This window comes from Lysinibacillus sp. Ag94 (assembly GCF_023242215.1).
Taxonomy (GTDB): Bacteria; Bacillota; Bacilli; order Bacillales_A; family Planococcaceae; genus Lysinibacillus.
Genome location: NZ_CP096780.1, coordinates 1,782,992 through 1,809,907 on the forward strand (window position 1 = coordinate 1,782,992; position 26,916 = coordinate 1,809,907).

At 34.5% G+C, this 26,916-nt stretch carries 25 protein-coding genes and 1 other RNA gene; 12 read left to right on the forward strand and 14 right to left on the reverse strand.

Features of this window, described 5'->3' with window-relative positions:
• Positions 1 to 234: 234 nt before the first annotated feature.
• A complete protein-coding gene (locus MY533_RS08065) occupies positions 235 to 1,548 on the reverse strand; it encodes a short-chain fatty acid transporter (protein ID WP_248718686.1) in 1,314 nt (437 codons plus the stop codon).
• Between the two features lie 295 nt (positions 1,549 to 1,843).
• Here MY533_RS08065 and MY533_RS08070 point away from each other — a divergent pair, with 295 nt between their 5' ends.
• The 4 genes from MY533_RS08070 to MY533_RS08085 all read left to right on the forward strand — a co-directional run bounded on the left by MY533_RS08070 (position 1,844) and on the right by MY533_RS08085 (position 4,929).
• Positions 1,844 to 2,722: a LysR family transcriptional regulator gene (locus MY533_RS08070; protein WP_248718687.1), complete on the forward strand. Its 879-nt coding sequence runs from the start codon at positions 1,844 to 1,846 to the stop codon at positions 2,720 to 2,722.
• Positions 2,723 to 2,829: 107 nt separating this feature from the next.
• Positions 2,830 to 3,537, forward strand: a complete 708-nt coding sequence (locus MY533_RS08075) for a CoA transferase subunit A (protein WP_132363759.1) — start codon at positions 2,830 to 2,832, stop codon at positions 3,535 to 3,537.
• Positions 3,537 to 4,178, forward strand: a complete 642-nt coding sequence (locus MY533_RS08080; protein WP_132363758.1) for a 3-oxoacid CoA-transferase subunit B — start codon at positions 3,537 to 3,539, stop codon at positions 4,176 to 4,178. The genes MY533_RS08075 and MY533_RS08080 overlap by 1 nt, the downstream gene beginning before the upstream one ends.
• Positions 4,179 to 4,515: 337 nt before the next feature.
• Positions 4,516 to 4,929, forward strand: a complete 414-nt coding sequence (locus MY533_RS08085) for a VOC family protein (protein WP_248718688.1) — start codon at positions 4,516 to 4,518, stop codon at positions 4,927 to 4,929.
• Between the two features lie 155 nt (positions 4,930 to 5,084).
• On the opposite strand, the gene MY533_RS08090 is transcribed toward MY533_RS08085, so the two are convergent.
• Together MY533_RS08090 and MY533_RS08095 are read right to left on the reverse strand one after the other, a co-directional pair.
• Complete coding sequence (locus MY533_RS08090) at positions 5,085 to 5,540, reverse strand: hypothetical protein (RefSeq protein WP_248718689.1); 456 nt, start codon at positions 5,538 to 5,540, stop codon at positions 5,085 to 5,087.
• Between the two features lie 293 nt (positions 5,541 to 5,833).
• The gene (locus MY533_RS08095) at positions 5,834 to 6,964 is read right to left on the reverse strand and encodes a CamS family sex pheromone protein (protein WP_248718690.1); all 1,131 of its coding nucleotides are present in this window, start codon (positions 6,962 to 6,964) and stop codon (positions 5,834 to 5,836) included.
• A 330-nt stretch (positions 6,965 to 7,294) separates the two neighbouring features.
• Here MY533_RS08095 and MY533_RS08100 point away from each other — a divergent pair, with 330 nt between their 5' ends.
• The gene (locus tag MY533_RS08100) at positions 7,295 to 7,867 is read left to right on the forward strand and encodes a tetratricopeptide repeat protein (protein ID WP_248718691.1); all 573 of its coding nucleotides are present in this window, start codon (positions 7,295 to 7,297) and stop codon (positions 7,865 to 7,867) included.
• A 436-nt stretch (positions 7,868 to 8,303) separates the two neighbouring features.
• Positions 8,304 to 9,482 (forward strand): NupC/NupG family nucleoside CNT transporter, encoded by a 1,179-nt coding sequence (locus tag MY533_RS08105; protein WP_132363748.1) that lies wholly within the window; start codon positions 8,304 to 8,306, stop codon positions 9,480 to 9,482.
• Positions 9,483 to 9,666: 184 nt separating this feature from the next.
• Here the strand turns inward: MY533_RS08105 and MY533_RS08110 are convergent, their stop codons facing one another.
• On the reverse strand, positions 9,667 to 9,915 hold the full coding sequence (locus MY533_RS08110; RefSeq protein WP_248719178.1) for a DUF3923 family protein: 249 nt from the start codon (positions 9,913 to 9,915) through the stop codon (positions 9,667 to 9,669).
• Between the two features lie 570 nt (positions 9,916 to 10,485).
• A complete protein-coding gene (locus tag MY533_RS08115; RefSeq protein WP_132363744.1) occupies positions 10,486 to 10,707 on the reverse strand; it encodes a TM2 domain-containing protein in 222 nt (73 codons plus the stop codon).
• Between the two features lie 492 nt (positions 10,708 to 11,199).
• Between MY533_RS08115 and MY533_RS08120 the strand changes: the two genes are divergently transcribed.
• Together MY533_RS08120 and MY533_RS08125 are read left to right on the forward strand one after the other, a co-directional pair.
• The gene (locus MY533_RS08120; protein ID WP_248718692.1) at positions 11,200 to 11,694 is read left to right on the forward strand and encodes an RNA polymerase sigma factor; all 495 of its coding nucleotides are present in this window, start codon (positions 11,200 to 11,202) and stop codon (positions 11,692 to 11,694) included.
• Positions 11,691 to 12,428 carry a hypothetical protein gene (locus tag MY533_RS08125; protein ID WP_248718693.1) on the forward strand — a complete coding sequence of 246 codons (738 nt, stop codon included), beginning with the start codon at positions 11,691 to 11,693 and terminating at the stop codon, positions 12,426 to 12,428. The genes MY533_RS08120 and MY533_RS08125 overlap by 4 nt, the downstream gene beginning before the upstream one ends.
• A gap of 426 nt (positions 12,429 to 12,854) precedes the next feature.
• On the opposite strand, the gene MY533_RS08130 is transcribed toward MY533_RS08125, so the two are convergent.
• A complete protein-coding gene (locus tag MY533_RS08130) occupies positions 12,855 to 13,043 on the reverse strand; it encodes a DUF4177 domain-containing protein (protein ID WP_132363740.1) in 189 nt (62 codons plus the stop codon).
• A 650-nt stretch (positions 13,044 to 13,693) separates the two neighbouring features.
• Between MY533_RS08130 and MY533_RS08135 the strand changes: the two genes are divergently transcribed.
• Entirely contained in the window at positions 13,694 to 15,256 is a 1,563-nt protein-coding gene (locus MY533_RS08135) for a glycoside hydrolase family 10-like protein (RefSeq protein ID WP_248718694.1), read from the forward strand.
• Between the two features lie 637 nt (positions 15,257 to 15,893).
• Here the strand turns inward: MY533_RS08135 and ssrS are convergent.
• Positions 15,894 to 16,086: non-coding RNA, 6S RNA (ssrS, locus tag MY533_RS08140), on the reverse strand.
• Positions 16,087 to 16,331: 245 nt separating this feature from the next.
• On the opposite strand from ssrS, the gene MY533_RS08145 reads away from it, so the two are divergent.
• Positions 16,332 to 16,670, forward strand: a complete 339-nt coding sequence (locus MY533_RS08145; protein ID WP_132363736.1) for a zinc ribbon domain-containing protein YjdM — start codon at positions 16,332 to 16,334, stop codon at positions 16,668 to 16,670.
• A 269-nt stretch (positions 16,671 to 16,939) separates the two neighbouring features.
• Here the strand turns inward: MY533_RS08145 and MY533_RS08150 are convergent, their stop codons facing one another.
• Both MY533_RS08150 and MY533_RS08155 read right to left on the reverse strand, forming a co-directional pair.
• Positions 16,940 to 17,452, reverse strand: a complete 513-nt coding sequence (locus MY533_RS08150; RefSeq protein ID WP_132363734.1) for a zf-HC2 domain-containing protein — start codon at positions 17,450 to 17,452, stop codon at positions 16,940 to 16,942.
• Between the two features lie 102 nt (positions 17,453 to 17,554).
• Positions 17,555 to 18,193 (reverse strand): YfbR-like 5'-deoxynucleotidase, encoded by a 639-nt coding sequence (locus tag MY533_RS08155; RefSeq protein WP_132363732.1) that lies wholly within the window; start codon positions 18,191 to 18,193, stop codon positions 17,555 to 17,557.
• A 329-nt stretch (positions 18,194 to 18,522) separates the two neighbouring features.
• Between MY533_RS08155 and MY533_RS08160 the strand changes: the two genes are divergently transcribed.
• Positions 18,523 to 18,963: a DUF2269 family protein gene (locus tag MY533_RS08160; RefSeq protein ID WP_248718695.1), complete on the forward strand. Its 441-nt coding sequence runs from the start codon at positions 18,523 to 18,525 to the stop codon at positions 18,961 to 18,963.
• A 200-nt stretch (positions 18,964 to 19,163) separates the two neighbouring features.
• On the opposite strand, the gene MY533_RS08165 is transcribed toward MY533_RS08160, so the two are convergent.
• From MY533_RS08165 to MY533_RS08180, 4 genes are all read right to left on the reverse strand, one after another.
• Positions 19,164 to 20,999, reverse strand: coding sequence for an FtsX-like permease family protein (locus MY533_RS08165; protein ID WP_248718696.1), 1,836 nt, complete (start codon positions 20,997 to 20,999; stop codon positions 19,164 to 19,166).
• Positions 20,989 to 21,750 carry an ABC transporter ATP-binding protein gene (locus MY533_RS08170; protein ID WP_248718697.1) on the reverse strand — a complete coding sequence of 254 codons (762 nt, stop codon included), beginning with the start codon at positions 21,748 to 21,750 and terminating at the stop codon, positions 20,989 to 20,991. The genes MY533_RS08165 and MY533_RS08170 overlap by 11 nt, the downstream gene beginning before the upstream one ends.
• Before the next feature lie 116 nt (positions 21,751 to 21,866).
• The gene (locus tag MY533_RS08175) at positions 21,867 to 22,847 is read right to left on the reverse strand and encodes a sensor histidine kinase (RefSeq protein WP_248718698.1); all 981 of its coding nucleotides are present in this window, start codon (positions 22,845 to 22,847) and stop codon (positions 21,867 to 21,869) included.
• A complete protein-coding gene (locus MY533_RS08180; RefSeq protein WP_248718699.1) occupies positions 22,844 to 23,533 on the reverse strand; it encodes a response regulator transcription factor in 690 nt (229 codons plus the stop codon). The genes MY533_RS08175 and MY533_RS08180 overlap by 4 nt, the downstream gene beginning before the upstream one ends.
• Positions 23,534 to 24,500: 967 nt before the next feature.
• Here MY533_RS08180 and MY533_RS08185 point away from each other — a divergent pair.
• Positions 24,501 to 25,523, forward strand: a complete 1,023-nt coding sequence (locus MY533_RS08185) for a GGDEF domain-containing protein (RefSeq protein WP_248718700.1) — start codon at positions 24,501 to 24,503, stop codon at positions 25,521 to 25,523.
• Positions 25,524 to 25,768: 245 nt separating this feature from the next.
• Here the strand turns inward: MY533_RS08185 and MY533_RS08190 are convergent, their stop codons facing one another.
• Positions 25,769 to 26,884 (reverse strand): response regulator, encoded by a 1,116-nt coding sequence (locus MY533_RS08190; RefSeq protein WP_248718701.1) that lies wholly within the window; start codon positions 26,882 to 26,884, stop codon positions 25,769 to 25,771.
• Between the last annotated feature and the right edge of the window lie 32 nt (positions 26,885 to 26,916).

Genomic DNA, 26,916 nt, shown 5'->3' on the forward strand with positions numbered 1-26,916 from the left:
CTGTATTTCAGTCTGCATTAGCTTCGTGTTTGCAGTTAATACATTTGAATTGTTTTTAAGTTGGTCGATACATTTCTTTCCCCACTTTGTTGTGAATCAGGAAGACAAGTTGATTGGTGTAACATTACCACTTAACAGCATCTTGAACTAACGAGTGGGAGTGGATTATGCTCGGAGGGTAAATAAAAAACTTCACGGATAAACATCCAGTGAAGTTTAAAACTCTATATTTAGTTAGAAGAAAAGGAAGCCGATGCTAATAATAATGCCTGTAAAGATTAAAACGAATAAACAGAAGCCCATTATATCCCTAGCTTTTAATCCGGCGATTGCAAGGGCTGGTAGTGCCCAGAACGGTTGAATCATATTCGTCCAAGCATCACCCCACGCGATTGCCATAGCAGTTTTAGCGTAGTCGGCACCTAAAGTGGTTGCAGCGTCTAACATAATAGGAGCTTGTACTGCCCATTGTCCACCGCCTGACGGTATAAAGAAGTTAACAAGTCCTGCTGAGAAAAATGTAAACAAATAAAATGTATGTTCATTGGAAATGTGAACGAACCATTGTGAGAATACGGCAGCTAAACCAGAAGCGGTCATCATGCCCATAATCCCTGCATAAAACGGGAATTGAAAAACGATGCCTGTTGTCGTTTTAATGGCATCTTGTGCAGCAGCAAGGAAGCGCTGTGGTGTCCCGTGGAAAATGACCCCTAATACAATAAAAATCGTATTAATCACATTTAAATCAAGAACAAAGCCTTTCGTCATAAAATGATGTACTAAATAAACAAGTCCGATAATAGCTATTAAAATCGTTAAAATATAACTACGTTCAGAGCGGCTGGCAAAGTTGTTTTCGGGCTTAGGTAACTCTGTTTTTTCTTCAACTAATAAAGCAGGGTTAACTACAACCGTATCTTCTTCCTTTGGCATCATCCAACGATTAAACAACGGTAAAGTGAAGACGATAACGATGACTATAAATAAGTTATATGTTGAAAAAAGTGTAACATTTGTTGGTATGATCCCCATAATATCAGCGAACTTATGACCTTCAGTTGCTATGGATAACGGAATTGAGCCAGCTAATCCCCCATGCCAAATTACAAAGCCTGAGTAGGCACTAGCAATTAATAAGCGATAATCTACCTTTTTAACGTGACGAGCAATTTCCTTTGCAAAAAGGGCACCAATGACAAGTCCGAATCCCCAGTTAATCCAGCAAGCTAATAGTGATACGAATGTAATAATAATAATTGCCATACCTGGTGTTTTTATTTTACTTGCAATAGCTGCTAATCCCTTTTTAAAGACTGGGCTATTCGCCAAAATGTGACCTGCAGCCAAGACAATTACCATTTGCATTGTAAACTCTAATAGTTTCCAAAAACCATCTCCCCAATAAATCACCATATCGAGCGGAGAAGAATCTGTTAATGTAACCCCTAATAATAACGTCAATACGGTGAGTATAGTGACAAATATATATGGATCAGGTAAATATTTTTCCATAATAGCATTTGAAATTCTCGTTAACGTTTTCATGTTAGAATTCCCCTTCCTTTTCGTCCATCCCTTACTGCTAATTGTACATAGAAATATGAATTAAGGAAGATAAAATTGGTATTAAGTACGATAAAACGAGCGTAATGTAGAAATGATGTCGCTGTTGTTATTGCTGAATTAAATACTATTGAAATCATAACAAAGCCTTAGCGCTATTGTTTTGATCTACTTATTTTTAAGAAGAAGGATTGCTAGAATATGAGGAGAATTTATTACTACATAGGGGTTTTGGGAATATTTTTTATAACAAATTAGAATAAATGGGGGTATATATATGGAGTTGCGAGATTTACAAGCATTTATGACTGTCGTTGAACATGGGAGCTTTACAAAGGCAGCAAATGAATCCTTTGTATCACAACCTTCATTAAGTAAAAGCATTAGAAAGTTGGAGAATGCGCTTCATGTAGAGTTATTAAACCGATCTACACGCAATATAGAGTTAACAGACGCGGGTAGTATCGTCTATAAACAAGGACAAAAAATAATACGTTCTGTACACGATTTACATATATTATTGGATGATTTATCGAACATCGAAACAGGTACGATTAAATTAGGGATACCACCATTAATTGGCACACTATTTTTCCCTGAAATCGCGCGAAAGTTTCATAAGCAATATCCAAAGGTGCATTTAGAGCTCGTGGAACGTGGAGCTAAAATGATCGGAACATTAGTAGAAAATGGCGATGTTGATATGGGGATTGTTGTCATACCTGCAGACGAAAGGAAATTTACCATCCAATCATTTGTGGAGGACCAATTTTTTGTCTTTATTAATGAGTCCCATCCATTGGCTCAGCAAGATCATATTCTATTACAAGATTTAAAAAATGAATCATTCATTATTTTCACAGAGGAATTCACACTGCATGATTATGTTATTAAATCATGTAAAAGCGCAGGATTTACACCAATAATCGGCTATAAAAGCTCGCAATGGGATTTAATAGTGGAACTAGTTTCCTCGAATTTAGGGGTGACACTTTTACCATATTCAATAGCCGCAAAACATACGAATAAAAATGTCAAAATTATTCCGTTACTTCATTTTGATATGCCATGGCGTTTAGGTGTTATTACGAAGAAGAATACATATCAATCTTTTGCCTTAAAGCAGTTACTCAATACAATACGTTCTGAAAATTGATTTATGCACTTTTAGAATAAATAATATTCTATTTTATTCCTTTACTTATAAAATAGTATTAAGGTAGAATTTTTCTTAATAACTGAGCAATTTTAGGGGGTTTCGATGTGGGGAAGGGAAAAGTTTGGAATTCGTTTGAGGAAGCCGTCGCTGATATTAAAGATGGGGATACATTAGCTGTAGGAGGCTTTGGGCTATGTGGTATCCCTGAAAAATCAATTGCGGCACTAGTCCAAAGGGGAACGCAGGACTTAACAGTTGTAAGCAATAACTGTGGTGTGGATGATTGGGGTTTAGGGCTTTTATTGGCAAATAAACAAATCAAAAAAATGATTGCATCCTATGTAGGTGAAAATAAAATTTTTGAACAGCAGTTTTTAAGCGGGGAGCTTGAAGTAGAATTGACACCACAAGGTACGTTGGCAGAACGTATGCGAGCTGGCGGAGCTGGAATTCCGGGCTTTTACACAGCTACTGGTGTTGGAACACCTATTGCTGAGGGAAAAGATGTAAAGGTTTTTGATGGCAAGGAATATATTTTAGAAAAAGGTATTGTTGCAGATTTTGCCCTTGTCAAAGCATGGAAGGCAGACAAGCTAGGAAATTTAGTTTTCAGAAAAACATCACGTAACTTTAATCCTCTAGCTGCTATGGCAGGGAAAATTACAATTGCAGAAGTAGAGGAAATTGTTGAAGTAGGAGAGTTAGATCCGGATCATATTCATACTCCGGGAGTGTTCGTGCAACGCGTTTTACTAGGTGGCAATTATGAGAAGCGTATCGAGCGTTTAACGGTGAAAAAGGGGGATGTGTGATGGCTGATACAAGACAAAAAATCGTAAATAGAGCGGTAAAAGAAATACAAAACGGCATGAACGTCAATTTAGGTATTGGTATCCCAACGCTAGTGGCCAATGCAATTCCGTCTGATTATGACGTTCTTTTACAATCGGAAAATGGTCTTCTTGGTATTGGTCCATATCCAGTAGAAGACGCAGTCGATCCTGATTTAATTAATGCAGGTAAAGAAACGGTAACAGCTGTTCCTGGCGCTTCCTTCTTCGATAGCGCCGAATCATTTGCCATGATTCGTGGCGGTCATATTGATCTTGCTATTTTAGGTGGCATGGAAGTATCGGAAACGGGTGACCTTGCGAACTGGATGATCCCAGGGAAAATGGTAAAAGGCATGGGAGGTGCCATGGACCTTGTAGTCGGGGCAAAAAGAGTAGTCGTTGTAATGGAGCATGTCAATAAAAACGGTGAGTCAAAAATAAAAAAACAATGTGAGCTACCGTTAACAGGAAAGGGCGTTGTGCATAGATTAATTACAGATATGGCTGTTTTTGATTTTACCGATGAAGGGATGCAGCTTATAGAATTAGCAGAGGGTGTTACTTTAGAGGAAGTAAAAGAGAAAACAGCTGCTTCCTTTACTGTCGCCATAACAGTATAAAGTGAAATTAATCAGTGGGCATTTTCTTCAACCCGACTGATTATTAGTCTTCTCTAATCGGGCGTTTCCGGGCAGTTAACCTCTCATAACTAGTTTGCTTCCGATTCATCTCGAGGTTGTACCTGTCGCTGCTCTTTCGATACGCAATTACTGCCCGTTAATGCGGGGAAAGTGATTGAATGTAACCAGTTCCTTCATAGGGCTGGTTTTTTAGTAGGAGAGTCAATCACTTCAGCAATATGAAGAGCGTGAAGGTTGAAGGTTATTTTTCAGACTATTGGCGGTTCTCTAGCTCTATTTTGCAATTATACAATGATTGAAAAGGAGAAAAATAACTATGAGACAACAATGGTCAGATGAATTACAAGTAGCACAGGTACGCGTTGCACGACCGACTGATAAATTAAAGGAAATTGAAGAATTTTATTGTGAAGGCGTAGGGTTAGAAAAAATCGGCTCTTTTTCAGGACATCGAGGCTACACCGGTATCATGATTGGTCTTCCGAATGCTAGCTATCATTTAGAGTTTATAGAGCACATTGAAGGAAGTCCTTGCCCAGCACCAACAAAGGAGAATTTGCTCGTATTATATATTCCAAAGCGTTCAACGATACAGCTTATTGCTGAACGTTTATTGCAAATGGGTTACCCTGAGGTAGAGCCAGAAAATCCATATTGGGCCGAAAAAGGTATCACAATTGAAGATCCCGATGGCTGGCGTCTCGTATTGATGAATACAGAGGGTATTTAAAACGGTATGAGCCTACATGTAGATACCCTCGTGGTATACGAATGCGGTATTTGATATCTAAAAGATGGAAAAGGACATTTTTCTGAAGCTATAAGTAAATAGTAAAAAGATACCCCTTTGTTATACACAGAGGGGTATCTTGGTGTTGGAATATTCTATTGTCCTAAAGAAGCATCTTGGTGATAATGAGTAGCAATGGATTCGATATTTAACTGAGTATAGTTTGCCCAATTAGTCTTTTTAAAATCTTCTTCACTAAAGTAAATATTTAAAAGCTCAGTCATAGATTTGCCCCCTTTAGCTCCTGTTAATGGGGCATACCAACTAATAGCTGGCGTTTTAACATTTTGAAGCTTAGATAGCTCTGCAAATATTTTAGTGGAATCCTTCAGCATTTGATTTTTCATACCTTTTTTCACATCATTGTCCTGTATAGCGATTGAAACGATACCATCCTTTTCTTCAACCGTGAATTTGTTTTTAACGATAGCTCCTACTATATCTTCAACAGAAGTATTTTTATCGACTGCAACCTCCTTAGGAGCGGTATTTTTCCCGCAAGCGGATAATAGTAGTGTGGTTAGTAAAAACAAATAAAATAATTTCTTCAATGTAATAACCTCCCTTGTTACTACCATATATGCGCAAAATGGAGGTGAATTATACAAAAAGAAGGAAGGTAATAAAAAAACCAAATTATGTTCCTACAAAATAGCTTCGGGAATCGGCTTTGGCTCAGGCTTGCAGAAGTTTTTGCGCAAAAGCGTAGTGCTAATATTGTAGCAACAAGATCATTTTTGCTGTCGCTTCGCTTTCGCGCAGAAAAATTGCCACAGGATGTGGCGTTTTTAGACTGAGTTCTCTATTTCAGCGGATTTTTGTACACCCGTTGAAAGAAGTGAAATTATAATGGAGCTGCATAAATCTGTTTTTCAATTGGATCCCAGAGGACAATCCCGATATCTTGATTTTGATCTATAATACGAATAGAAATAGGAATGTAATCGAACAAAGTAGTATTCAATTTGGTACTAATTAACTGTAGAAGACCTATCAATTCAGTATCATTTATTAAAGGCGCATTAACTTCTATTTTTAACTCGGTTAAATTCCCGTTTTCATATCGAAGTTTACCAACTATTTTAGGATTTAGATGTTTAAAGCCTTCTCGGATATCTTCTTTGAATCTTAATAATTTACTATAAGTATCTTTGTCTAAACTATAAAGTGCATCTGAAGGGAATGTATAATTTTTTATATCTATCCCAGCCCATTTATCTATTTTATCCTCGCCTTCAGGAATAAATGTTTGAGCTAAAAATCTTCCTGGAATTATATCGTTTTTATTGGATTCTTGATATAAGGTTAAATAAATAGGGACGTTGGGTATTTTATTATTATTTCTTATATTTTTTATTATAGTTCCGGCTATTTTCTTACCGTATTTTTCTACGTCATTAACCTTATCTTCGTTCGTATCGACTTTAACTTGATCTGTATAAGTTAAGCCTTTATCATCATGTACTCTAATGTCATAAAATTCATTTAAGGATATGGCTAATGACATTCCTTCTACTTTTCCACTTTCTTTGTTAACGAAATTTTGTTCTAAGACATGAGATAATATTTTAGGATTATTTTTCTCATCCTCTAAAACATCTCCAGTACTTTTTTTTATAGGTGGGTTTAATCCTAAACCTTCTTTTGATTTTCTATCTAACCATTTATTTATAATTTTACTATCTAAATATTGACCTTCCTGCATATAAAATTTCTTTGTAGGAAAGTAATTGACTGATAAATCCATTAATCCTATTTCAATTTCACTGACATTTAATGAATTGTTCATATTACTAAGTATCAACCCTCTTGAAACATTAGATTTTGCAGGTTGTTTAATTTCATATATTTCCTTTTGTTGTATTGAGGATACATACATTTTCTCATCCTTTTTACCAGCTGGATCATCATCACTACAAGAAGCTAAAAGAAATAGTGGTGATATAAAAAACAACATACTCTTCTTTATTTTCATTTAAAATACTCCTTACTGATTCTTATGTAATCGAGTTTCGAAAGTTACGCTAATTTCAGTTTGGCTAATCTAAAACTGAAAATTGTTCTGTTAAAGCTTAAAAGTATTCCTATAAAAATGAATTCATCACCATAACGTGGCAGCCTCTCATCTACCCCCAAGAAGCGCCTATTTTATAACTTTTGGTAATAAAACTTTATATTTACATTTTAAGTTTGATTCTGGTAAAAGTATATAATAAAAAAACCGATATTTATTTCGTACGTCATAAAATCAAAATTTGCCTTACGCCACTGTTTTAATTTTTAATAAATTGGGGGTATTGATAAAATGAATTTTTCAGAGTTTAAAAACTGTCTTTTGACAATAAATGAAATAATTTATTTTGATAGCAATGAGTATCTTCGAGAAAAGACTTCTAATCCTTGTAGATTAAAAGAAATAATAGATATTGCTGAAAATTTACTGGCGAATATTTTGAATAAAGAGGAGAAATATTTTCTAATGGGATCGCTGGGGAACTTATATAGAATTTACGGGGAACCACAAAAAGCCGTTAACATTTTAACTGAATGCGTTACTATTGCTAGCAATCAGCATAACAGCAATCGAGAAACCGTGTCATTAATACGTCTTGGAGAGGCAATAAAATATAACGGTAATCCAATGAAAGCATTAGGAATCTTCAACGAAGTTTTAGATAAATGTAAGGCAAAAAATAATTTGTTATATTTGGACTTCGCCATACAACATAAAGGTAAGTGTTTGTTAGAATTAGGGGAAATTGCTGAGGCAGAAAAATGCTTTAAAGAAGCATTAAAGTTAAGAGGAAATAAAGGTGATGTATCGCTTATTGAATCTACTCAACAAGCATTAACTTTTATAAAGAAATTGAAATGCTAATGAATAATTATCAAAAATTTCTATAGGTGATGGGTAGTTTTAATAGTCGCTTAGGTTATTGAATATTAGTATTTTCGTGTTTAAGGACAGCGATAGATTCTTATAAGTACATTAAAATCAGTAAAATTTGAATAAAGATTACAAAAATTTGTAGCATCCTGAGACTATCATATATATGATGGTCTTTTTTTATAAAACGATAATTTTGTAAGCGTATACACCTTTCGTGAGTTTTTTTCTTTTAACTATTGAATTGCTAGTGAAAACAATGTATAGTGAAGTGATTTGTCTGACGTCTGACTAACTACATATTTTCAGTTATAAGATCTATAGCTGTTATTCAAGTTTCAATAATGGAACATAATGAGTGAAAGAAGGATTTGTAGTTTCGGATATCGATCGCACAAAAAATATCAATATATTTATGGAGGAACGCATGAGATACTTAATATCCTTTTGTGGATTGTTACTTGTTTTTGGTTTAGCTCTGTTAATGAGTAAAAACAAAAAAGAAATAAAATATAAAAACATAATTATTATGCTAATCATCCAATTTGTATTTGCAGCTATACTGCTAAATACAAAGGTTGGTTATGTTCTAATCAAAGGATTTACAAAAGTATTTGATCATTTATTGGCTTACGCAAGTACGGGCATAACTTTTGTTTTTGGTGGTTTAGCGAATGAAGGAGAGTATTCCTTCTTCCTAAATGTGTTATTACCTATTGTTTTTATATCTGTATTGATAGGGATCTTACAGCATTTCAAAATTCTTCCTCTCATCATGAAAGGGATAGGTTTCCTTTTAAGTAAAGTAAGTGGTATGGGGAAATTGGAATCTTATAATGCTGTTGCTTCTGCAATGGTAGGTCAATCTGAAGTATTCATTACTGTTAAAAAACAATTAGATAAGATTAGTCCACAACGAATGTATACATTATGCGCATCAGCAATGTCGACTGTTTCTATGTCAGTTGTTGGAGCATATATGACGATGATTGAACCAAAATATGTTGTAACGGCGATTGTCTTGAACTTGTTTGGCGGTTTTATAATTGTTTCGATCATTAATCCGTATACAGTAGAAGCAAGCGAAGATATTTTAAAGATAGATGAACAAAAGCAATCGTTCTTCCAAATGCTTGGAGAATATATCATGGATGGATTTAAAGTAGCCATCATTGTTGGTGCTATGCTGATCGGTTTCGTAGCATTAATGGATTTAATCAATTCACTATTTGATATGATTTTCGGTATATCCTTCCAAGATATTTTAGGTTATATCTTTGCACCAATTGCTTTCCTAATGGGTATCCCTTGGGCAGATGCTATTACTGCTGGAGGAATTATGGCAACAAAATTAGTAACGAATGAATTTGTTGCAATGATTAGCCTTGGAGAAGTAGCTAAGTCTATGAGTGCTCATACATTGGCTATTATTTCAGTCTTTCTTGTATCCTTTGCAAACTTTTCATCTATCGGTATTATTGCCGGAGCAGTTAAAGGTTTGAATGAAAAGCAAGGGAATGTAGTTGCTCGTTTTGGCTTAAAGTTGTTGTATGGAGCTACACTTGTTAGTATTTTAACGGCTACAATTGTTGGTTTCGTTATTTAATTTAGAAAAAGAAGCAGCTGACTGCACTCTAACTACTGGAGTGCAGTTTTTTTATGATCAAAGATGGCTAAGGGTACAGCCTAATTGAAGAGTAGAAGGGGAGTTGCACAGGCACTTTTACATTTGTACAAATTAAAAAAGCCACTTTATTAAAGTGACTTAGAAAACGACAAGCCGACCTTAATTAAGATAGCCTTGTTGTTTTTGTGGAAGTATTGGTTGTACCTTTTCGAACAAAATGAATAAAGATGAGTAGCATTAGTTGAAATAGTACAACAAATAAAAATAAAATACCCAAAATAATAAATGAGACCATTCTAACTTCCGGAGTTTGAACTACCCCTGCAAAATCAACTTCTCGTAAGCCAATAAATATGGCCCCAGCAGCAAAAATGAATAGCCATACAATATTTAAAGCCCACCATATTTTCATACTCAAATATAAACACCTTCTTCTATTTGTAGTTGTTTATGGTTCACTACCATAACTTGTTTAACCTCTCTTTGGGCGAATGTCCAATGTGCCACTTTGGAGAAACAGAATGTGGTCACGAAGGAATCACATAGTTGGAACGAGTGCGGTTAAAAGCATTCTAAAAGCAATGCGCTCTTTAAATGGATTCCCGACTTCTAATGATGAATCTTAATGCTCCGATTAATGTAGTTTAATAGTAACACTTTTCCTTTTTGCTGGAAACAAACTTTAGGAGGTGTCACTTCTCAGCCTTAAGACGGATTAACTTATATACAAAAAATAATTGACAGATTAAATGAACAAAACAGTAATAAAGACGAGGAGTCTTAGGTATGAAAAAAGAAAACGGCGCTAATATGAGGATAAAAGGGGTTCACTAAACAAATTTAATTAAGAAAACGCTATTTAGAACTGAAGTTGCAAGGTGAAATAGATCATAGAGCGCATATCAACCCTCCCTGAAATAAACAACATTGCTCTATTCAAAAAAGCGCCAGCTAACCGAAGTTAACTAACGCCTTTCTATTGTTAAGAAGGTTTTATTTCTTTTCCTTCTTTATCTTTGAATTTGCCGACAATAATCATAATTAAATCGATCAATGCCCAAATACCTAGTCCACCAAAAGTTATAATCATTAAAATACCAGTACCAATTTTACCTACGTAGAAGCGATGTATTCCTAGGCCACCTAAAAAGAAACATAGTAAAATCATTACTATATAGTTTTTTTCAGAAGTTTGTTGTTGCATTTTTATCAATCACCTTTCTTTATGTAGTAATAATTAACTACATTTCCATTGAAAATTCTATCATTCTTTTATGTTTTTCTCCACTTGAAATAAGTGCCAACCATAGTTAACCAGGGCTTTATTCATTGCTGTTTATTAGGTAGGTTTTATAACCTTTTTATCATAGAAAATATTCCAATTATAGAGGGTTTAAGTGTAATAAAGGGTAGAAGAATCAAATGAAAAAAAGGAGGATGGGTTAGGAACTACGAAGCAATCGGTGAAATGTTAGCTAAAGCTGCAAGTATAATGACAATGCAAGGTACTTAATGATGAATTCTAATAAAGCTTTTTCTATGAAAGAAAAACGGTAGAATATCAATTCTCCCAACAGCTTCCTCATTTTTCCCCAAACAGTAAAATTAATTAGTAATAATATTTGTAAAAAATAATATAAAAAGTCACCAAATGACATTTTCAAGTGTGTAGTAAGTGAAAGGACGGTGATTAGCTTTGCAACAATCTATTTGTTCAACTGAAATAGCAATAGATTTAGAACGAATTGTTGATATATATGGCAATATGCTATTTCGGATATGCTTAGTTATTTTATGCAACGAATCCGATGCAGAAGATGCTGTGCAAGATACTTTTATAAAATATTTATCGAAGTCTCCTGCTTTTAACGATCCCGAACACGAAAAAGCTTGGTTGATTACAGTTGCGACAAATCGCTGTAAAAATATGCGAAGGTACAATATTATTCGTAGGCACTTAGATATAAATGATTTGCAGCTATATTGTAAAAATGAAGAAAATTATGGTTTACTTGATACCCTTATGAAATTGCCTCACAAACATAAAATTGTGTTACTACTCCATTATGTAGAAGGCTATAAAGTAGACGAAATAGCAAAAATACTAAACATTACAGTAGCAGCTGTTAAAAAGCGATTACAACGAGGTAGAGAGCTTATTAGCCAAAATTATCGAGAGGAGGACGAATGATGGATTTTCATAAAATAAAAGATGCTGTTAATTCGATGGAGATGTCTAAAGCGATGGAAAATCGATTGAAAATGAATGACCAAGATGCAAAGCGAGAAAAGTCGAGCCAAATCAATTTTCAAAAATGGGGTACTGTCGCAAGTGTGTTTGGAATTCTCATGGTTCTTCTTATCGGTTTGCCATTTATAAATAAGTATGGTGATTCTCAAACGGGAAATTTTACAATTACAGTTTATGCAGATGACAGTATAGGTCATGAACTTTTAAAAGCAAAAACTACCATTGATTTATCTACTATAGATCGAGTAGATGTTTTAAATAGTATAAGTGGGGACGGTAGGAATTTAATTTTTACCGATATTATGCTCAATGTTTCTGGAGAAAATATTGATTTTATTCAATATGAAATAAATGAAGGGATTTTTATAGAAGATGTAACACTTACTAAGGAAGAGGTAAACAACAGAGAAAAGCTATTACTAGAAAAAATTAATTATATAACCAATGAACCAAATTCAGAAATATTTCAAGCTATAAAAGAAATAGGCAGTACCTTTACGGTCAAATATAATGAGCAGGAACAATTTAAATATTCATTAGCGATACCTCCCTATGATACGATTGAAGGTGACATACAAATTAACGTAACTGTAACTTATACAGATGGCACTTCTGAACAACAAGATATGATTATTAATCAAGAATCGGATTCTATTTCATTAATGCTTAAATAATATATTAATCAAATTTTTGAACCAATCCTCGTTTTTTGTCATGCTTTAAAAATTCAAAAAACGTTCCTAAATTTAAAGTTTGGGAACACAGAAAACAATCGGGCGCGATTCTGTAACAAGAATCAGTGCTCGTTTTCGTTGAAGGCCATTTAACGGAATAAAAGTTTTAAATAAAATTGGATATTTATTTTAATATTTAGGTGGTATTGTGAAGAATACTTAAATTAACGAGGAAGGTTTGTTCAATAAGAAATCACAAAAGGAATGAGCATTTGCTGTAAAATAGATTAGTTTATTAATGTCTAATAAAAAGTAATGCAAAAAATGAGGCACATTAGAACAAAACTGTTCAGTGATAAAAAGCTGATGAGTTTAAGTAAACAGAATTCTACATTATGTCCCCAAAAATAGAAATACCCCTCAAATCTAATTAAGGGGTCTCTCGAAAATTAATTCAAAATAGGCTGCGGAACCATATCCTTTAGTTGAAGGAGCAAAAATTTGAACAAATCTCCATCCGTCAGATGCGTATTGGTGAATTATATTTTGATAATCTTCTTTTGGTTTACTACCCCAAGCATTTAGTTCCACTTTAACGAAATTGTATTCGTACATTATTATCACCTCGAGAATTAGTTGACTTAGTTAATATACGAAGAAAGTAGAAGATAGTTTCATAATTGTTATGTAGTTTATTGAACAATACGTAGACATTATGCAGTTGTTTATTCAACAATCTGTAGCTTTGTAAAAAAGATTGAACGTTTATAATAAAGATTGATAATTTGTAATAAAGTTTGATAAAAATCATCTCTTTAGTTATCCTTTGAGATGATTTTTTTATTGGACATTTATATTAAAACTGATGTTTATCTTATGAAGAATTTCTTCCAATCCTTCCACCGTATGGTCCACTTATCCAACGAATTTAACAAATGATTGCTATTCAACGCTATCATAAAATTGGCTTCAAGAATTTAAATAAATGGAAATTACCGGTGAAGGGAGAATAATTGGAGATTTGTGGTATTATATAGTGAGCGAAGAAAATAGAATAAAATTTTCCAACGAGCTTCGTAAACAATTGAAATTACCACTAGAGGGTCCTGCCGACAAAATGCTACAGACCTAATTACTGTAAGACACTTTTTGGAAGGATAAATCAGTTCCTACTTTTATAGAATAGGCTGAAATGGTATTTACTTAGATTATAGTAACAGCTAGGTTTTAATAGCTGAGAATTAAAAGGAGAGATTTCATTATTTATGTTTAAAAATTTTTTTGGAAAGTGCTTAGTAACTTTTTTTGTTTTACTTTTACTTATCCCTGGTTTTACAAATCAAAAGGCTACAGCTAATTCACTACCTCAACATGAAATGCGTGCAGCCTGGATTGCAACAGTATCTAATATTGATATGAAGGCAGGTATGAGTAAAACCCAATATACTCAATGGGTTCAAAGTACCTTAGACAAATTAAAAGCTGATAACTTTAATGCAGTTATTTTTCAAGTTAAGCCATTAAATGATGCACTGTACCCGTCTAAGCTTGCTCCATGGTCATCGTATATAACAGGCAATAAACAAGGGACCAATCCGGGTTTTGATCCATTGCAAATAATGCTGGACGAAGCACATAAGCGAGGATTAGAACTTCATGCTTGGGTAAACCCATATAGGGTCACTATGCCTTCGCAATCTTTGACTTATCTTGCTGCCGATAATGTAGCCCGTAAAAATTCTAATTGGGTAGTGAAATACGGTAAACAATACTATTTAAATCCTGGTTTGCCGGAAGTTCAAAATTACTTATTATCAACCATAGAAGAATTAGTAAGCAACTATGATATCGACGCTGTACATATGGATGATTACTTCTATCCTTATAAAATAAAAGGAGAGACTTTTCAAGATCAACAAACTTTTAAAAAGTATGGTGGCTCATTTAAGAATATTGAAGACTGGCGCAGAAATAATGTTAATCAATTAGTAAAAAAGGTTTATGCAAGCATTAAGGCAATTAAACCCCATGTTCAATATGGAATATCTCCGTTTGGAATTTGGCGAAACAAAGGGCAAGATTCTACTGGTAGTAACACGAATGGAATGAGTAACTACGATGATCTTTATGCTGATACAAGACAGTGGATTAAAGATGGAAGTATCGATTATATTGCGCCTCAAATCTATTGGTCCAGAAATTATAAAGCAGCAAATTACTCTGTTTTATTAGAGTGGTGGGGAAGAGAAGTTCAAACGTACGCAAAAGTCCATCCTGTTAATTTATATATTGGCATGGCCAATCATAAAGTTGGAAATGATTCTGATACTGCATGGAATAATAAGACGGAACTTATCAGCCAAGTAATCGCCAACAGAGCAAATAAAAATGCTCAAGGACAAATGCATTTTTCTCTAAGAAGTATTAACAATAACGCTCTTGGATATGCTTCTTATCTAAATCAACAACTATACAATTATAAAGCTTTAACACCTACAATTTATTGGAAAGGCTCTGCAATCCCTTTACCTCCAACTGATGTTAAATTGAGTAAAGAGTCTTTCGGCAGGAAGCTTACTATTACAGATGAAAATAGTACTCAATCAAGGAAATATGTAATATACCGATTTGATGGAACAAAAGAAGGATCATATGAAGACGTTAAAAATATAGTAGACGTGGTTTATAACACACAAGGTAATACTGTTTATGTAGATACTACTGCAAATAATAGTAAAGTATACACATATGGTATAAAGTCTATATCTGCTACAGGTGTGGAAAGTAAAACTGCTTTTGTTCTAAAAGACGGAAATCCTCACCAGTAGCAATAGAGACACACCTGAAGGGCCAGAGCAACCAGAAAAACCTGTAGATCCAAAGCCTATTGGTAGAAAATAATCGATCTTTTTTTATAAAAACCAACCTTAAATTTGAGGGATAAGAATCCATTTTGATCAATCTTTTTTCAAAATGGATTCTTTTTATTTATCGTAAAATGACTTTCTTTAGGTTCTGTAATAACTGCAATTGGTTTTATATTGCTATTTTTCAGTGTTGATATTGGATTATCACTTGCTGAATATCAGATAGTTACACAAGGTGGGATGGACACTTCTCAATACCTAATTGTCATTGAAGGTTATACAATAATTTCTTAGCTGCTGGAAGTATCCTTTTTGGAATTGGGATCTCCACCATCATTTTTGCTTATTACAAGATACTTAATATTAACGAATAGCAGTAATAAATATTGTTTTTCTTGCTAGGAATTCCAGGGGGATATGATGTATATTATTTTACCTTTGGCTGATGTTCTAGCTTTTATGGTACCGTGATAAATTTAGACCATAGAATGAAAACTTATCTCTCCCAATTTTCTCTCAAAGTTGCCCAAACAAAAAATCTCCCATAGTTTTCACTATGAGAGAAATGCTTCAAAGCCGTGTGGCTGTATGATTAAATTAAAAAGCCGCGTATGCCGTAGTTATTATAGAAAGTTTTAAACCACCACTCCTCAAAGTGGGTGTTCGCAGAAGCTTTCCTGCTTATCCTCATGCACCTTAGTGTGAGGCCCGTCATTCCAACTCCAATAATAAAACTCCCTTTTACAGCTTAAAGGTTAAAACTTAATATTATACGAACAATGCAGCCTTTAAGGATATAATAAGGCATGTTAAACAAACATGCAAGTAAGATGGTTTGTACAAAAAAGTCAATGGGCGAGTGTCCCAATTCATGAATATCCAGAATGAAATATCTCCAAAAGCATTTAACAGATTCAAATATTTTTCACAAATACGAACGAAAAATACGAACATTCTTTACTTAATAGTGCTAAGTATGTAAAGATAGGAGAATATATAGGTTTACCTAGCAATAAAGTCTAAGGAGGAAGCAGAAATGGCAGCTTATCCAAATTGTCCAAAATGTAATTCTGAATACACATATGAGGACGGAACAAACTTTGTATGTCCAGAATGTGCGCATGAGTGGAGCACTGATGTCACGGAACAGGAGACAGATACGTTAATCGTAAAGGATGCTCATGGCAATCTACTTGCAGACGGTGATTCTGTTACAATTATTAAGGATTTAAAGGTTAAAGGTAGTTCTTCGACGCTAAAAATTGGGACAAAGGTGAAAAGCATTCGTCTCGTTGAAGGCGATCACAATATTGATTGTAAAATCGATGGCTTTGGTGCCATGAAATTAAAGTCAGAGTTCGTAAAAAAGGCATAATTACTAAAAAAAGAGTCGTGAAATGAGGCACTCCAACTAGGTTTGGAAGCTATTCAAAATCGACTCTTTTTTATTTTTATTTAGTAGGTGTCTAATCACCGACTGAATAAAAATAAAGCCTCCGGTGGATGTATGGCACTGCTGTAACATGGCCGCAAAGCAACTATGGATGATTCAAGGTCTAGAGGGTATATCTAATTATGAATGGGTATAATTGGTGATAAAAGAAGTTGTCTCAGTTGCATTGAGACAACTTCTTTCTACTGATATTATTTTGTAAACCTACGAAATAGAATTGCAAAAGCAGCACCGAATAGTGCAAAAATAGTATGTAGAATGGCTATGAAGCTAGCTCCAATTAACAGCGTACCAATTTCCGTTAAGGAGTAGTGAGTGACATAGAGTGAATTATTGATATTGTTAATAATAGCCCATACGAAAACAGGTACCGAGCTGATGGCAAAAACAATCCAAATATTTTTGTAAAAGAAATAAGTAAGATAGCCGAAAATCGCGTAAGATATAGCAAAGCTTGTTTGATTGCCAAGTAAGGAAGAGTTAATAGCAAACATAAAGGATAGTACGATAAAAACAAGATGGAAAAGCGTTATCGTTCTTTTCATTAATAAATGATAGCCAAGAGATTGCTTTGAAGTAGCGAGCTGCTGACAATGCTCACAAGTAGTTAAATGTTGTTCGACAAATTCTACAGTAGTTGCTTGGAGCACTTGTTTTTTATACAAAGGTAATAAATCCTCTACAATTGAACAATTCTGTGACAAAAGCTTCCCTCCAATCGATCTCCTTCCATTATACGACTTTTTTGAGAAAATAAAAAAAGCCTTCCGTGAGTTAATTCGTTCGGAAAACTTACATGCACACTATTAATTTGATGTTAATACTTCATTGGTCAAAGCTTGAATATCAATATGTGTTTTTTCCTTCACAGCATCCTTTAGAATCTCAGTACGGAAATAGTGAACTGACGCTTCAAGAGGAATAGTTAAAATCTTGGAAAGGGCTGATTGATACATATGCACGAATTCTTTATCTGTGTTTCCACGTTTTAACTCAGCAAAGGCTTCGTAGAATTGGTCAAGCTTATCAGCAAATTCAAGTAGGCGACCCTCTATAGTTTTATCCTTACCTTCTTTCATACGCTCAAAGAAAACGGCCTGAAACTCTTGTGGAATCTCATCAATAATAAATTTCTCCATCATTTTTTCTTCCACGTGTGCAAGCATTTGTTTAAGCTCTGGGCTAGCATGCTTTACCGGTGTTTTAATATCGCCGATAAATACTTCAGCAAAGTCGTGGTTAATGGTTTTTTCATATAATGATTTCCAATTGATTGTAGCTCCGTTCATTTCTTCAAGTGTGGCGAAGAACATCGCATACTGCGATACCTTCCAAGAGTGAGCAGCCACATTGTGCTCTTCAAATTTGAAGCGACCAGGGCAACGAATAATACGCTCTAAATCGTTAAGGCTTGTAAAAAATTGATGAATTCCTATAAAAATCACTCCTTTTTGGTTTATATGTGCATGTTACTATAATCCATACCCTCTTTGTGCAAATTTCAAACAATTTAACAATGATTCATTTTGCGTTTACAAAGGATTCACAATTGACGCTAAAGCACGCCTATGTTGGTGCTATAATGAGGGGAACTAAATAAATAATGCCTCGGCATAATGTAAGTAACTGATACTCACATTTATCTCACCATATATATAGGTGGGAGACATTTGCCGTTGCCGTTTCACTTACGTTACATAAACCATTTGTAGCAGCCGCTTCGCTTTCGCTACATAAAATAATTGCTGAAAAAAGATAAAAAGGAGTTTGCACCATGATTTCGATTTATACACTTCTTCTTTACATACATATTTTAAGTGCCATTCTTTCGATTGGGCCTTTGTTCGTTGTTTTAACAATTGTTAAGAAAATGCGTACAGCATCTCATAATGAAATGTCACCATATATTGAGGCTTTTAAAGGAGCAATTACGATCGTCAAGCACTCGGGGCATGTTCTTGTTGCATCTGGTATTTTATTAATGTGGCATGCGGGTTATCATTGGAGTACCTCGTGGATTGTTCTAACATTTCTTGTGATGTTGGCCTCCATTGTTTTTTTAGCAAGAGCGTTCAAACCGACTTTACAGACATTTAATACACCCGCCTATGACCAGCAAAAATTTGCTTCATTGTTACATCGTAAAGCATGGATGTACATTTTATTATTGCTAATTATGTTATGGCTAATGGTAGCAAAGCCTGTACTTTGGTAAGAAGCTGGCTCATTACCCCATAACGTGTCCGTTCCGACTGGGCGGTTGTAGCTGTCGCTGCAGGTTCTCATCTGTGGCTCTTATCCGGAAAGGAACCCACCCTCACTCAATGCGCCACAACATCCTCAAAGATCATCTTTAATTTTGTTTTTCCACACTATGAAAATCCGCACCCTAAAGAGGAGTGCGGACTTTTTTTATTAATTGCTAAGCAAGCGTTTGAAATAACTTTTGCGAATAAATATAAAACTAACGAAGAACAGGGCAAAGAAGCATAAAGAGCTCATCATTGAAACTTGTAAAAATGCTGCTGAAACCATTGTTCGCATGGCAAATAATGTAGCGCATAACATCGTAATAGCTATCGTGAATGGTACAAATATAAGAATTGCCAACTCTTTAGAAACAACAGTGAATAACTCTTGTTTAGATAGCCCAAGTTTTCGTATACCCGCATACTTTTCTTTTTCCTGAAGAAGTGTCGTTTGTAAATAGAAGTAGAGTATGCTCATAGCTGCACTTAAGAAAATCAAGCTCAACATAGAGCCGATAAAGAACATAACACTTTTTATGAACATCTCTGCGTCATACAATTCGATTTTTGAAGTTACATAACGTTCCTCATATATATGTGGGAAATCCTCTATAATTTTTTTTGCTAAAGCTGTATGTGCCGTCCAATTGTCTAACTCAAATAAATAGGTTTTGTAGACAGGGTATTTGATGTTGTTATAAACTTCATCGGGCACAATAAAATACGTTTGTTGGAAACCTGTTGTTAATAGATTTTTTTCATTTACAGATACAAGCTTAAATTGCCTTAGATATTTGTCATCACTTACATTAGTAATGGGTAATGTTTTACGATTGCCGGCAACTGCTATAAATTCATTTGCACGTAAGCTAACCTTTTCATTGTGTAACAAGTTATAATCGGAAATTGACATATAGCCAATTCTACGTTCTTCATCCGATTTGAACTCAATAAAATAATTTTGTGAATCCACTGTGGATAATTGTTTTTCAATATTTTCAATATCGGCTTCTACTTTACTTGGACTAGCCTTAGGAGCGGCAATATACTGAAAACTGTATGGATAATTTGCCTCGCTATCCTTTTCAACATTGTAGTAAGAACTAAATAAAATGCTTGTACATAAAAATACACCGCTTAATAAAATAGTGATTAAAAATAGCATATTTGCATGTGATTTCATTTTTGCATTCAGATTAGAAGCAAGTAGCATATTTGTTTGTTTCATATAGGCTGTCGATCTCTCAAAAGCCTTTAGCAGGAAGCGCAATCCTTGTGAGATGATTAAATATATTGTACAAAGAACACTCACGAAAAAAGCTACATAGAAAAGACTACCGCCAATATCATAATCTGTACTTAAAAAATAACCTAAACCAATGGAAATCATAATACTTATGAATAATAAAAGATAATGTGGTTTTATCGATTTCTCGATGACAACATCACTTTTTAATAGTTGAATGGAAGCTTCTTTATTAATAAATCTTGTCATTACTTTTGAAATAACAATGAATAATACAAGGAATAAACCAATAGTTAACATGATTGCTTTAATAGGGACATACATATTGAAAGTTTCTGCATTTAAAACAACTTTGGCACCCATTAAGAAGAGAGGCGAAATGACAAGCCCAAGAATGACTGCTGTAATAATGGCCAATACACCGATAAGAATATTTTCACGAAAAACGAGCGTACGAATTTGTTTCATAGATGCACCAGTAATCATAAAAATACCTAGTGTTTTTGTTTTCTTCTTTAAAAAGGCCATGATGGAATAGGCGATATAAATAAACGAAAACAAATAGACGAGCAAACTTGCTAACATTAATGCAAGGCCGAGTGTTGAGTCGGGATCTAAATTTGTAAGACTTGGATGAAATACAATAACTGAAAATAGAAAGAAAATAATGATAGAGAACATACTACTAAGGAAATACGAAACGTAAGTCCATTTATCACGTAAAATATTTTGAATAACGATATGATTAAAGCTCATGCTGTCCACCACCTAAAAAAGCAAGTGTGTCCATGATTTCCTGGTAAAATTGTTTGCGATTATGACCACGATGAATTTCGTTATATAATTTACCATCCTTAATGAAAATAATACGATTTGCGAAACTTGCTACATAAGGATCATGTGTCACCATTAAAATGGAAGTTTTTAGTTCTGTATGAATAGAACTAAATAAGTTCATAACATCATTTACTGCTTTTGAATCGAGATTTCCTGTAGGCTCATCGGCCAACAATAAACTCGGTTCGTGAATAACCGCACGAGCAATAGCTACACGTTGTTTTTGCCCACCAGAAATTTCGTAAATTCGTTTTGACAAAAGTTCTTCAATTCCGAGAAATTGAGATATATGTTTAAGTTGATGCTGCATTTTATCGGCAGGTAAACTATCTAAAGTTAACGGTAATAAAATATTTTCTTTTACTGTTAATGTGTGTACAAGATTAAAATCTTGAAATACAAAACCTAATTCTGAACGACGAAACTTAGCAAGCTCTTCATCATCTAATGAATATGGATTTCTACCATTGATAAGAATTTCACCAACAGTAGGGCGATCGATTGTTGATATGCTATTTAAAAATGTAGTTTTCCCACTTCCTGAAGGCCCCATAACGGCTACGAATTCGTTCTCACTAAGTTTGAAATCTATGCCATTCAATGCTTTATATGTTATTTCTCCGATATATTCTTTTTGCAGATTGGTCACTTGTAGGATTGATTTTCCCATCTTTGAACAACTCCCTTACTTCGATTGAATAGCTTAAGTATAAAGAAGGAGCAGCATTTTACCTATTTGGATAAATGACGTCAATATGACAAAGTTGTCATATTACGAACTTACAGTCATGATTTTTTCACGCTATTTGAAAAATCTATGGAGAAGGTAGTGACGCACTCATGAGACTGTATAGTAAAAGGGTGTTCTAATTCGGTTAAAATCTTTTTTACTAAATACAAGCCTATACCTGTTGCCTCACCGTTCGTTCTTCCTTTCACACCTGTATAAAATAAATCATAGACACGTGAAATTTCACTCTCCGGAATCGTATCTCCATAATTTTGAATTCGTAAAGTAGCTTCGTCATAAATAATTTGAATAGAACTTTCAGACTCTCCGTATTTAATGGCATTATTGATAATTTGATAAAGCACAATTTTTAACCATTTTCGATCTGAATAAATAATAGTGTTTTCAACAAGCATCACTTTTGGAAAAACTTCTTTGGCAATGAAATAATCCTTTAAATCGTTCACAGCTTCCTTAATAAGTTCTTTTAATGAGAGTGCTTCTATTTTTAAATCAGCCACAAGATTGGACGTACGTTGATAGGTTAGTAGCTGATTAAGAGTAAATGTCAGCTTATCGCATTCTAGATTAATTGTTTGCAAATGCTCGGATGGGCTATTTGCGTTAGATTGGATAATCAGTTGAATAACTGACAATGGCGTTTTCATTTGATGGGCAAAATGTGAAAGAACAAGCTGTTGTTCTTTTCCTTGCTTCTCTAAATGTTGCTGCTGTGTTAAGTATAAATATTGCATTTGTCGTAGTTTTTCACTGTAGGCTTGCTCAATCATAGCCTGTGGTTCATACAGATGAAGGTCATCGCTTGTTAAAGTGTTGTTCTGTAAATGAGCATAAAGTTTTTTTCTGCGATAATAACGTCCAATCAGCCAAATGGTAAATAGGAAGCTAACGAGAAAGATAAAATAAAAATAGTGTGAAGATAAATCATCTAATGACTGAATGATCCAAGGTAATAATAGAAAGCTTACACAATAAAGAATGATGACACTTACATGATCTCGAAAGAACAGCTTCATTCTTCTGCCTCCACTAATTGATAACCAAGCCCACGAATTGTTTTAATTTCTAGTCTAGATTGGATAGCCTCGAATTTTTTACGTAATCGGCCAATATTAACAGATAAAGTGTTTTCTTCAACGAAGGATTCATCATCCCAAATGGCACTTAATAATTTTTGACGAGGAACAACATTAGGATAAGCTTCAAATAGTAATTTGCTAAGCTGCATTTCTTTTAACGTTAACAAGCTCTCGTGTTTCTCAGTGTAAAGTCGAACGGTATTTGAATTTAACGTTGTATTAGTAATGGATATTGAATTAGACTCGGAGGAAGCATATTCTCCGTATGTACGACGAATAAGCCCATTCACTTTTGCCATAAGCACATCTAGTGAAAAGGGTTTAGTGATAAAATCATCAGCACCATTTTCAATCCCATGCACTTGATCGATATCATTCACACGAGCAGATACAATGATAATCGGGCATTTGGATAGCTGACGGATTTTGCGCGACCAAAAGTACCCATCATAGGTTGGAAGATTAATGTCCATTACAACGAGATGAGGTTGAATAGCTTGAAATTCCTCTACTATATGATTAAATTGTTGAACGGTATAACATTCAAATTGATATTTTGATAAATGCTCCACAATAATCTTTAAAATATTGGGATCATCTTCTATTATGTATATTTTGTACATAGTATCGACCTTTCTTTAATAACATACTATTAATGTACCCTAATTTTTAAAAACCATAAATTTAGCCCGTCACCATAACGTAGGGGTGATTCCCGTTCCGACTGGGTGCTTTGTAGCTGCCGCTTCGCTTTCGCACAGAAAAAACATTTGTAGCTGCCGCTTCGCTTTCGCACAGAAAAAACATTTGTAGCTGTCGCTTCGCTTTCGCTACAGAAAACATTTGTAGCTGCCGCTTCGCTTTCGTACAGAGCAAAGCTTCCTGGGGGCGTCCGATGAGCCGCTTCACTCTCTCCAGGGTCTCATCTGTGAAGCTCATTCTCGAAAGGGCGCCCAGTCTTCACTCTAAACAACTTATCTACATAGTGTATATTTTTGGAAAAACCTTAAAATATCTACATCAATATAATAATTGTAACTTGAAATTATAGAGAAGAGCCACTACAAACTCAATTGAGAAGGTGGTGGCTCTGTTAATAGTAAGCAACTATTTTTCTTGAATTTGGAAGGTGACAGTTGTTCCTTCGTTTAATATGTTGATTTGTCACCTCTGTGGGGTCAAGGCGTAACTCTGTATTACGTACACCTAGATTAATCCCAACGCCATAACTTTGTGCCGAAGCATAATGGATAAGTGATACTTTCGGACCGGTCAGAAAGTATTAGTGAAGCTGTTTTCCGCTACAGGCTGCTTGTGGGCAAGTGAGAGCCGTTTTCTCCGCTACAACCAACATATCAACAAAAACTTTTTATCGATTAATTATAAAGCAATATTTTCATAAAAATATGACTAAGTGAGGAGGGAGTGTTGGTATGGCGGCATTTTGAAAGGGGGGGCGAGTGTCCTATTTCCTTTCGGAATGCACATTTTAATACATATTTTTGCAAATAATAAGTCGTTTTTAAGTTTTTTTTAAGAGGCGTGACGTATGATGAAGGAATAAAATCTCAATGGGAGAAATGATCTATTGTGGGTAAATTCAAGTTTAAGTTATCGTTTGTTATTGTTAGTATGACGGTAATGATAGTACTGGCGACTTCTAGTGTTAGTATTTGGAGTGGTTATCAAAATTTTAACGACATCCTTATGCAAAATAATATTGTCATGCAGGAAAATTACGTGAAGGAAGTTTCGAAAATCACGGAGAGCTACGTACAAGAGAAACTGAGGGAACCAAATCGAGATCAATCAATCGAACCTTATATGGTGCAAGTGGTTGATAAGTTACTTGATGAAAGAGTAGTTTCTTTTAGCGCATTCATAAAAAGTATACTCATGCCTTTACTATTATGGTTAGTCGCAGTACTTGTATTAGCTTTATGGCTTGCTTTCAAAATTGCACGACCTTTAAAACAGCTTTTTATTAGTGTAGAGAGAGAAGAAGTACAGAAACTTGAAGAAATTAATGGCTGGTATTACGAAGCACATTCATTAAAAAAAGTAGTGCAAAACATGGTTGTTAGTTCCGGAAACAGAATATTTGATTTAACTAACCAACTGAACTTAGACGCATTAACAGGAATTCCTAACCGCAGAAGAATGGATCAAATTTTAAATGAGTTAATTATCAATAAAGTGCCGCACTCAATAGTTTTAATAGATTTAGATGACTTTAAAAGTATAAATGATACTTATGGTCATACCGTAGGGGATGAAGTTTTAAAAGCTTTCGCAGGTCATATGCAGGAGAACATAGAGAAACAAGGAATGTGCTTTCGATATGGTGGGGAAGAGTTTTTGGTGATATTGCCATCCACGACAATAGATGTAGCTTTAGAAATAGCGGAGAATTTACGCATTAAGCAGGCCATGTTAGATACTGCATGTGGAAGACCTGTGACAATGTCTGCTGGCATTACATCATTTACAGCTAATATTAAAACAGCTAATCAGATTATTACAATTGCTGATCAGGCACTATATAAGGCGAAGCAGTCAGGGAGGAATTGTATCTGTGTAGTTGAAGAATTATCTGAAAAAACTATCAAATAAGTCTCCAATAGAGGAACGAAGGCTAAAACTATCACGTCCTGTGAACCAACTTTGTGTTGTCTGAGACCCTAGAGCGAGCAATGCTAGCGAAGCGGCAGCTACAAATGTTTACTGTGCGAAAGCGAAGCGGCAGCTACAAAAAACGGAAATCAACCCCATGCTATAGTAGTAAGACGGTCGATCTTCATTACTGGTGAAATGAATACATAGCTAAAAGGCATCGAGAGTAATCTTCTCGATGCCTTTTATAGATTTTCGACAGATATAGTGTTAAATAGCTCAGTCGTTTCTTGCTCCGGTAAAATATTGAGATCTGCTAACAAGGTACTCTTAAAAGTATTGTAAACCTTTATTGCACTTGCTCGATTATCGACTTCTAAATAGTGCTTTATTAGCTGTTGTATAGTTTTATCGGAATATGGATTATGTTCTATCGTTAAAAGTAAAATTTGCTCTCGTTTTTTAACATCATGTATTGCTGTATAATGCTCTACTAAATCATGTAGTAAAAGAGTAAATTTGTTGTTCATAAAATTTGCTTTACTAGTAATCCAGGGATAATCTAATGAGGCCATAAATTCACCTTGGTAGCTTTGAATTAATGACTCAGCCATCTCTACATCAATCTTTCCAGTCTCTGCTTTAGCATTTAAAATATGCTCTAAGTCATGGACATCACATTGAAACGCCTCTAGTTGCAAAATATAGCAGCCATTTGTATACTGTATGACTTCTGAATAGCCCAATGCTAAAAGAGTAGTGCGTAGATAGGAAACTGTTGTATGAAGCTGTACCCTTGCCTTTTTAAATTCTGTATCTGCCCATAAAGCATCGATGATTGAATCGCGAGGTACTTGGCTATTTAGGTTAGAAAAAAGAAAGGCAAATAATTCTTTTGTTTTAAGCGTTCTCCAATGGACGGCTTTGTTATTGTGTAAAACAACGAATCCTCCAAAGCATTGTATTGTAAGCGCGGGTTTATTTCGTATTTGTATAGGAGTTGATTTATTTTCTAGGTGAAGGAGCTCTTGGATTCTGTTAATAGTTGTTTCTAGACGAGCCTTTGAAATAGGTTTTAGTAAATAGTCAATGGAGTATATTTCAAATGCTTGGACAGCATAGTCCCGATACGCAGTGACAAATACAATAAAAATATTCTTGTTCCATTCTTTTATTAGACGCGCAATCTCTAAACCGTTCAAGTTAGGCATTTCAACATCTAAAAATGCTACTTGAAAATCCAAGCTCGGTCCCTCTGCCAGCAAATCTTTTGCAGTTGTAAAAGATTTAATGATCTCTATTGAATTAAATTCCTTTAACTTTTTCTCCAAGTTTAAAAGAGCTAATGGCTCATCATCCATTACTATCACTCTAATCAAAAAAGGGCACCAAC